The organism is Nocardioides sp. (assembly GCF_036493135.1).
Lineage (GTDB): Bacteria > Actinomycetota > Actinomycetes > Propionibacteriales > Nocardioidaceae > Nocardioides.
The window spans coordinates 25,390-33,435 of the sequence record NZ_DASXQG010000078.1; the positions used below are offsets into that span (position 1 = coordinate 25,390).

Below are 8,046 nucleotides of genomic sequence, written 5' to 3' on the forward strand. Positions count from 1 at the left end.
GGGTGAGCACCCTCCCGACGCCCGAGCCCGGCCAGCGCCCGGTCGCGGCCCGCATCCGCGAGCTGGACGCTCTGGTCGGGCGCGGCCGGTTCGTCGAGGTGTGCGTCGACCTGCTCGGCGGGGCCGACCGCACGGCGTACGTCCCGGAGCTGCGCTACCTGACCGGACACGACTGGGCCGAGGGTGAGCCGATCCGCGACCCGACGGTGTGGAAGGACTACTGGGTCCGCACGTGGGGCGGCCGCGGCCTCCTCCACTGCTGGGACGACGCGGCCACGGATCCCGTGGTGAGGGGGCTGGGCGACGAGCACTACCGGCCCGCCGAGATGTGCCTGAAGGTCTCCGCCAAGTACGACGTGGCCGGGTCGGGTCCGGGAGCCGCGGTGCTCACCCGTCATGAGTTGCCCCGCGTCCGGGCCAACGCGGTCCGCACGCTCGGCGTCGTCGGCGACACCGAGCACGCGGACGCCGTCCTCGCGGTGCTGCACGACCCCGAGGAGTGGGTGCGCGAGCACGCGGCCCGGGCGTACGAGCGGATGGCGAAGCGCCTCGACCTGCCGCGGCTCGACCCGTGAGGCGGGCCTGGGACGCGGCGGGCCTCCGAGCGCGCCTGGTCGAGTGATCAGATCCGGGGGACGACCCGGGTCAGCAGGTCGCCCATCCGGGTGGCGGCGGCCCGGCCCGCCTCGAGCACCTCGGCGTGGTCCAACGGCTGGCCCGAGATGCCGGCGGCGAGGTTGGTGACCAGCGAGATGCCGAGCACCTCCATCCCGGCCTCGCGGGCGGCGATCGCCTCGAGGGTGGTGCTCATCCCCACCAGGTCTCCGCCGATGCGGCGCACCATCTCGATCTCGGCGGGCGTCTCGTAGTGGGGTCCGGGGAACTGGACGTACACGCCCTCGTCCAGGGACGGCTCGACCTCGCGGCACAGCCCGCGAAGCCGAGCGGAGTAGAGGTCGGTGAGGTCGACGAAGTGGGCACCCTCGATCGGCGACCGGGCCGTGAGGTTGATGTGGTCGCGGATCAGCACCGGCGTGCCCGGCGTCCACGTCTCCTTGAGCCCGCCGCAGCCGTTGGTCAGCACGATGGTGCGGCAGCCCGCGGCCGCGGCGGTGCGCACCGGGTGGACGACGGCAGCGACGCCCTTGCCCTCGTAGTAGTGAGTGCGGCTCAGGAAGACCAGCAGGTTCTGGTCGCCGGACCGGATGCTGCGGATCTTGCCGGAGTGCCCGGCGACGGCGGCCGCCGAGAAGCCCGGCAGGTCGGTGGTGGCGATCTCGACCGTGCTCTCGCCACCCTCATCCGGACTCAGCGCCTCGGCCGCCGGGAGCCATCCGGACCCGAGCACGAGGGCGACGTCGTGGCGCTCGACCCCGGTCAGGCGGGCAAGCGTGTCGGCGGCCTCCTGGGCCTGCTCCTGAGGGGTCACGGCGTGAGCCTAGATCACCCGTGAGCGGTGGTCCGGGCCCGGATCGCTAGGATCGCGACCCTAGGTCGTCTAGTGCGAATGGGTATCAAGATCATCCCTTGAGATGATTGTCCTGGGCGGGCGTCATGCCTCAGCCTGGGCACAGGTCCAACTGGGGGGTTGACCGTTGGGGGGTCCGCGTTACGTCGCGCTAGTGCTGGCTGTGCCAGTCCTCGCCGTACCCGCAGCAGCTGTCGCTGCCGCGGGCCCCACTCCCTCCCCTCCCGGGCTGCACGCCCTGGGCCACCACCATCACGACCGAGCACGGGGCGACTCGAGTGCCACCGGCGTGTCTGGGAAGCTCCGGCCGCCGGAGCACGTCCGGCTGCTGGCCGCCCGGCTGTACTGGGACGCCCGGCCGCCGTCGTACCCGTCGCTGCGAGAGATGCACACGGACCTGCGCCGGACGGCCACCTACTACGCGCACGTCTCCCGCGGCCGGCAGCACCTCCACGTCACGGTGAGCCGTTGGGTCCACGTGCGCGCCTCGGCGGACACGATGTGCAACACCCAGATCGGCTCCGTCCGGGCCGCGACGACGGCCCTGCGCCGGGCCGGCTACCACCCCGGCCGCTTCGACCGGTTGATGCTGTTCACCGAGCAGTGCCGCGCTGCCTCGTCGGCGGCGCAGCTGCCGGGGCGGGTGAGCTGGATCCGCTACGCGTCACCCGGGATGGCAACCCTGGTCCACGAGCTCGGGCACAACATGGGCCTCGGGCACGCGTACGGCGTGGTCTGCCGCCAGGACGGACGCCGCGTCGCGCTCGGTGGCACGTGCCTGCCCGTGGAGTACGGCGACAGCTGGGACGCGATGGGCCACTCGAAGGGCTTCTTCTCCGCTCCGGAGCTGGTCCGGCTCGGCTGGGCCGGCAAGATCAGGGACGTCCGGCGCTCGGGCACCTTCCGGCTCGCCGACGTCCAGCACTCGCGGTCGGCCGAGCAGGCCCTGCGGATCCGGTCGGGAGGCACGACGTACTGGGTGGAGTACCAGCCGCAGCACAGCCCGGTCATCGGGCGGACGATCCCCGGCGTGATGATCCGCCGGCAGGTCGACGGCGGGCCGGTCGAGCTCGTCGACGCGTCGCCGGGCAACCCGACCGGCATCTCCTATCCCGACGGCGACCTGACCAACTCCGCACTCCCGGTGGGGAGCAGCCTGACCACGCCGGAGCACATCCGCATCACCACGGTCGCGACCGGGCGGCACGCCAAGGTGCGCGTCGGGTTCGACCGGACCACCGCGGTCCCCGACGCTCCCGTCGTCCGGTCCGCTGCCCAGGTGGGTGGTGGTGGCTACCAGGTCCGCTGGGACGCGCCGACCGACAACGGGCAGATCGTCCTCGGCTACCGGGTGACGTCGTGGCCGAGCGGGAGGTCCACCTACGTACGCAGCCCGGCGGGCTACCACACCTCGGTGCACGTCCCGCTCGACAAGAGCGCGATCGGGCGTACGACGTTCACCGTGCGGGCGCTGAACCAGGACGGCTGGTCCGCGCGCAGCGACCCGCTACGCGGCACCGTGTACGGCCCGAACGTCTCGGTCACGTCCCCGGCGTCGGGCGCCAGGGTCGCCCGCGGGTTCGCGGTGACCGTCGAGGCGACCCCGGACTCCCACACCCATTCCCCGCCGACGTCGGCGTGGGCAGAGGTCGGCTCGGTGGCGTGCACCAGCGAGGACGGTTCCGGACCCTACGACCTCATGTGTGCGCGCGCCCCCCGGGGCAGGCAGATCCTCACCGTGCACGTCGAGAACGCCTACGGCGTGACGACCGACTTCACGATGACGGTCCTGGTCCGCCGGCACTGAGTCCGGACGGTTCGCGCCACCCGGCTGGTCAGAGACCGGTCGAGCGACAGGGCCGCAGCCGCAGCCCCGCGACGTAGTCCGCGGGTGCGTCGGCCGCCTCGGCGGCGTCGGCGACCACGCCGAGGTACGACGCGCTGGGCAGGCCACCCTCGAACGCGTCGAGCACGTAGGTCCATGTCAACAGCTCACCGGTCATCGTCGAGACCCGGACCTTGACCTTGCGATACAGCCCGGTGTTGGTGGACTCCCAGCCGTCGAGGTTGGCCTCGTCCTCGCGCGACACGTCGTACACCGCGACGAAGACCTGCTCGATCGGGTCCTCGACGATCGTGGAGAGCGCGCCGTCCCAGCCGAGGTCCTCACCGCCGAAGGTGAGCCGCCAGCCGATCAGCCACCCGGTGGTCTGCAGCGGGGAATGGGGGCACCGCTGTCCCATGCGCCGCGGGTCGAGGTTCGACGCGTAGGCGGCGTACAGAGGCACGGGCAGCAGGGTAGTGGTTTCGAGACGGGCGCAGACCGACCTCCTCAACCACCGGGTGGACCAGGGGGGTCACTAGGCTGGGCGGGTGAGCGACCAACACTTCGACGTGATCGTCCTCGGCGCCGGCCCCGGTGGGTACGTCGCGGCCATCCGGGCGGCGCAGCTCGGCAAGTCCGTCGCGGTGATCGAGAAGAAATACTGGGGCGGGGTCTGCCTGAACGTCGGCTGCATCCCGTCGAAGGCGCTGTTGCGGAACGCCGAGCTGGCGCACGTGCTGACCCGCGAGAAGGACGTCTTCGGGATCCAGGGCGAGGCGACGATGGCGTTCGGGCCGACTCATGAGCGGTCCCGGAAGGTGAGCGCCGGCATCGTGCGCGGCGTCCACTTCCTGATGAAGAAGAACAAGATCACCGAGATCGACGGGTGGGGCACGCTGCTTCCTCGCGATGCAGACGGCCCCGGCTCGATCCAGGTCGACCTCAACGACACCGGTCGTGTGACCTACACCTACGACGACCTGATCATCGGCACCGGCGCCACCACGCGACTGATCCCCGGCACCACGCTGAGCGAGCGGGTCGTCACCTACGAGGAGCAGATCCTCGACCCCGAGCTGCCGGGCTCGGTGATCATCGCCGGGTCGGGCGCGATCGGCGTGGAGTTCGCCTACATCCTGGCGAACTTCGGCGTGGACGTGACGATCGTGGAGTTCCTCGACCGGATGGTGCCGACCGAGGACGCCGACATCTCCAAGGAGCTGCTCAAGCACTACAAGAAGCTCGGCGTGAAGGTGCTGCTCGGGACCAAGGTCGAGTCGATCTCGGACGCCGGCGCCGAGTCGGGTGAGAAGGTCAAGGTCACGGTGTCGAAGGACGGCGCCTCCGAGACGCTGGAGGCCGACAAGGTGCTCCAGGCGATCGGCTTCGCACCGCGCCTGGAGGGTTACGGGCTGGAGTCGCTGGGCGTCGCCACGGAGCGCGGCGCGATCGTCGTCGACGACTACTGCCGGACCAACGTGCCGCACGTGTTCGCCATCGGCGACGTCACCGGGAAGCTGATGCTCGCCCACGTGGCCGAGGCGATGGGCATCGTCGCGGCCGAGACGATCGGCGGCGTCGAGACCATGCCGGTCGCCCACGACTTCGCCCCGCGCGCGACGTACTGCCAGCCGCAGATCGGCTCCTTCGGCTACACCGAGGAGCAGGCGAAGGAGAAGGGGTACGACGTGAAGACCGCGACGTTCCCGTTCTCGGCCAACGGCAAGGCCCAGGGGCTCGGCGAGGCCGTCGGCTTCGTGAAGGTCGTCGCCGACGCGGAGTACAACGAGATCCTCGGCGCCCACATGATCGGTCCCGACGTCACCGAGCTGCTGCCGGTGCTGACCCTGGCGCAGAAGTGGGACCTCACCGCCGACGAGGTCGCTCGCAACGTCTTCGCCCACCCGACGCTGTCGGAGGCGATCAAGGAGACCGTGCACGGCATCGCCGGGCACATGATCAATCTCTAGCGGGCCGAGGTGGGGGTTCTCCGCGGCCGAAGTGGGGCTTCTCCGCGGCCGAGAGGGGTGTGGTCCCCGGAGAACTCCTACGTCGACCCCGGAGAACTCACACTTGGGCCCTGAAAAGGCCCCACTTCGGGCCTCATGCGCCATGTCGGAGGGCCGCTTGACAGAATGACCGCATGCCCGCGTCTCCGACCCACGTCGTCATCGTCGGCGGGGGACCCGGTGGCTACGAGGCCGGTCTGGTGGCGGCGCAGCTGGGGGCGGAGGTCACGCTCGTCGACTCCGACGGCGTGGGCGGGTCGGCCGTGCTCACCGACTGTGTGCCCAGCAAGACCCTGATCGCCACCGCCGAGCTGATGACCGACGTCGCGGGCGCGCGCGAGCTCGCGGTGAGCCTCGGCGAGAGCGCGGACTCGACCGGGCCGGTGACCGTGGATCTGGCCCGGGTCAACGCCCGGGTCAAACAGCTGGCCCGCGACCAGAGCGACGACATCGGCCGCCGGCTCGAGAAGGAGGGCGTCCGGGTCCTCCGGGGGCGCGGGAGGCTCGACGGGCCGGACGGCGTACTGGTGACGACGGCGGACGGCGAGGAGCGGCTGGCCGCGGACGCGGTCCTGCTCGCCACCGGGGCCGCTCCGCGCACCACGCCCGAGGCGCGCCCCGACGGCGAGCGCATCCTCACGTGGGAGCAGGTCTACGACCTCACCGAGCTGCCCGAGCACCTGATCGTGGTCGGCTCCGGCGTGACCGGGGCGGAGTTCGCCAGCGCCTACCTCGCGCTCGGTGTCGAGGTCACCCTGGTCTCCAGCCGCGACCGGGTGCTGCCCGGCGAGGACGCCGACGCCGCCGCCGTTCTCGAGGAGGTGCTCACCCGGCGCGGCATGCACGTGCTGGGGAGGTCCCGGATGGCGGCGGTCGCCCGCGACGGGGACACCGTGACGGTCACCCTCACCGACGGGCGCACCGTCCAGGGGTCCCACTGCATCCTGGCGGTCGGCTCCGTCCCGAACACCGCCGGGCTCGGGCTCGACTCGGCCGGCATCGACACCGACGACGGTGGGTTCGTCGTGGTCGACCGGGTCTCGCGCACCAGCGCGCGCGGCGTGTACGCCGCCGGCGACTGCACCGGCGTCCTGATGCTGGCCAGCGTCGCGGCGATGCAGGGCCGGATCGCGATGTGGCACTTCCTCGGCGACGCCGTCTCTCCGCTGGACCTCAAGAAGGTCTCCTCCAACGTGTTCACCGCGCCGGAGATCGCGACGGTCGGCTGGTCGCAGCAGGCCGTCGACCGCGGCGAGATCCAGGCCAACCAGGTCACCCTGCCTCTCGCCGGCAACGCGCGGGCCAAGATGCAGGGCGTCCGCGACGGCTTCGTGAAGCTGTTCTGCCGGCCGGCCACCGGGATCGTCGTGGGCGGCGTCGTGGTCGCACCGCGGGCCAGCGAGCTGATCCACCCGGTCTCGATCGCCGTGGCCCAGTCGATGACGGCCGACCAGCTCGCGCAGGCGTTCACGGTCTACCCGTCGATCAGCGGCTCGGTCGCCGAGGCGGCCCGCAGGTTGCATCGCGTCTGAGGCTTGTGTTCACCTGCATCCTTGTCCGGAGGGCCACGCCCGACACACTTCAACGGGGAGAACCACCACATGAGCTCGCGTCGTACCCGCACGAGGACCGCACTGACCGGGGTGCTCGCCGCGGCCGCCCTGGTCCTGAACGGAGCCCCGGCCGGCGCCGCCGTCATCCGGATCCCGCACCACGCGACCCTGACCATCGCCGGTCACGGCTACGGGCACGGCCACGGCCTCAGCCAGTACGGCGCGCACGGCGCGGCGAAGAAGGGGCTCAGCGCGACACAGATCGTGAGGTTCTACTACCCGCACACCAAGGCCGGCCACGTGGGCGGCTCGGTGAAGGTGCTGATCACGGCCGACACCGACCACAACACCACGGTCGTCAACCGTGCGGGGCTCCGGGTCCACGCCCTCGGCCACGGCAGGACGACCAAGGTCCCGACGAAGGGCGCCGCCGGAAAGGCGACGCAGTGGCGCCTCGCGCCCGCCAGCGGCGGCAGGACCAAGGTCTCCTACCGCAACCACGGCTGGCACGTCTGGAAGAAGCTCGCCGGTGACGCCGAGTTCCGCGCCGCGAAGCCGATCACGCTGGTGCTGGGCTCCGGCAAGGTGACCTATCGGGGCGTTCTGCAGTCGCGCACGCCGGTCGGCGCCCCGAGCAGCCGTCGGGTCACGGTGAACAAGGTGTCGCTGGACAGCTACGTGCGCGGCGTCGTCCCGCAGGAGATGCCGGCCTTGTGGGAGCAGGCGGCACTGCGCGCCCAGGCGATCGCCGCCCGCACGTACGCGGCGTTCGAGGCGCGCAGCTCCACGAACCCGCGCTGGAACCTCTGCGACACCTCCGAGTGCCAGGTGTACGGCGGCGAGTCCGCCGAGTTCCCGACGTCCAACCGGGCCGTGGCCAAGACCGCAGGCCAGGTCCGGATGTTCCACGGAGCTCCCGCGTTCACCCAGTTCAGCTCCAGCAACGGCGGCTGGACGGCGTACGGCGGCAAGCCCTACCTGCCCGCGAAGAAGGATCCCTACGAGAAGTTCTCGGGCAACCCGAACCACTCCTGGACGGCGAAGGTCTCCGCGGCGAAGATCGAGAAGGCGTGGCCGGCCCTGGGCGACCTCACCTCGATCACGATCGACAGCCGGGACGGGAACGGCCAGTGGGGCGGACGGGTCGAGAAGATGACGCTCGGCGGCAGCCATCACGACGTCTCGGTGAAA

The 8,046-nt window shown here is 71.4% G+C and carries 7 protein-coding genes; 5 read left to right on the top strand and 2 right to left on the bottom strand.

All coding sequences use genetic code 11. The annotated features are described in order from the left end of the window. The first annotated feature begins 2 nt into the window (after positions 1 to 2). Positions 3 to 575 carry a HEAT repeat domain-containing protein gene (locus tag VGJ24_RS15000; RefSeq protein WP_331501440.1) on the top strand — a complete coding sequence of 191 codons (573 nt, stop codon included), beginning with the start codon at positions 3 to 5 and terminating at the stop codon, positions 573 to 575. A gap of 47 nt (positions 576 to 622) precedes the next feature. On the opposite strand, the gene VGJ24_RS15005 is transcribed toward VGJ24_RS15000, so the two are convergent. After that, the gene (locus VGJ24_RS15005) at positions 623 to 1,429 is read right to left on the bottom strand and encodes a purine-nucleoside phosphorylase (protein WP_331501441.1); all 807 of its coding nucleotides are present in this window, start codon (positions 1,427 to 1,429) and stop codon (positions 623 to 625) included. A 328-nt stretch (positions 1,430 to 1,757) separates the two neighbouring features. On the opposite strand from VGJ24_RS15005, the gene VGJ24_RS15010 reads away from it, so the two are divergent. Beyond that, a complete protein-coding gene (locus VGJ24_RS15010; RefSeq protein WP_331501442.1) occupies positions 1,758 to 3,275 on the top strand; it encodes a hypothetical protein in 1,518 nt (505 codons plus the stop codon). 28 nt (positions 3,276 to 3,303) lie between these two features. Here VGJ24_RS15010 and VGJ24_RS15015 read toward each other — a convergent pair whose 3' ends face one another. Then, the gene (locus tag VGJ24_RS15015) at positions 3,304 to 3,756 is read right to left on the bottom strand and encodes a gamma-glutamylcyclotransferase (protein ID WP_331501443.1); all 453 of its coding nucleotides are present in this window, start codon (positions 3,754 to 3,756) and stop codon (positions 3,304 to 3,306) included. Between the two features lie 85 nt (positions 3,757 to 3,841). On the opposite strand from VGJ24_RS15015, the gene lpdA reads away from it, so the two are divergent. The 3 genes from lpdA to VGJ24_RS15030 form a co-directional block, all read left to right on the top strand. Continuing rightward, the gene (lpdA, locus tag VGJ24_RS15020) at positions 3,842 to 5,263 is read left to right on the top strand and encodes a dihydrolipoyl dehydrogenase (protein WP_331501444.1); all 1,422 of its coding nucleotides are present in this window, start codon (positions 3,842 to 3,844) and stop codon (positions 5,261 to 5,263) included. Between the two features lie 173 nt (positions 5,264 to 5,436). Further along, the gene (locus VGJ24_RS15025; RefSeq protein WP_331501445.1) at positions 5,437 to 6,834 is read left to right on the top strand and encodes an NAD(P)H-quinone dehydrogenase; all 1,398 of its coding nucleotides are present in this window, start codon (positions 5,437 to 5,439) and stop codon (positions 6,832 to 6,834) included. Between the two features lie 69 nt (positions 6,835 to 6,903). Further along, on the top strand, positions 6,904 to 8,046 hold a 1,143-nt coding region (locus VGJ24_RS15030; RefSeq protein WP_331501446.1), incomplete at its 3' end, for a SpoIID/LytB domain-containing protein.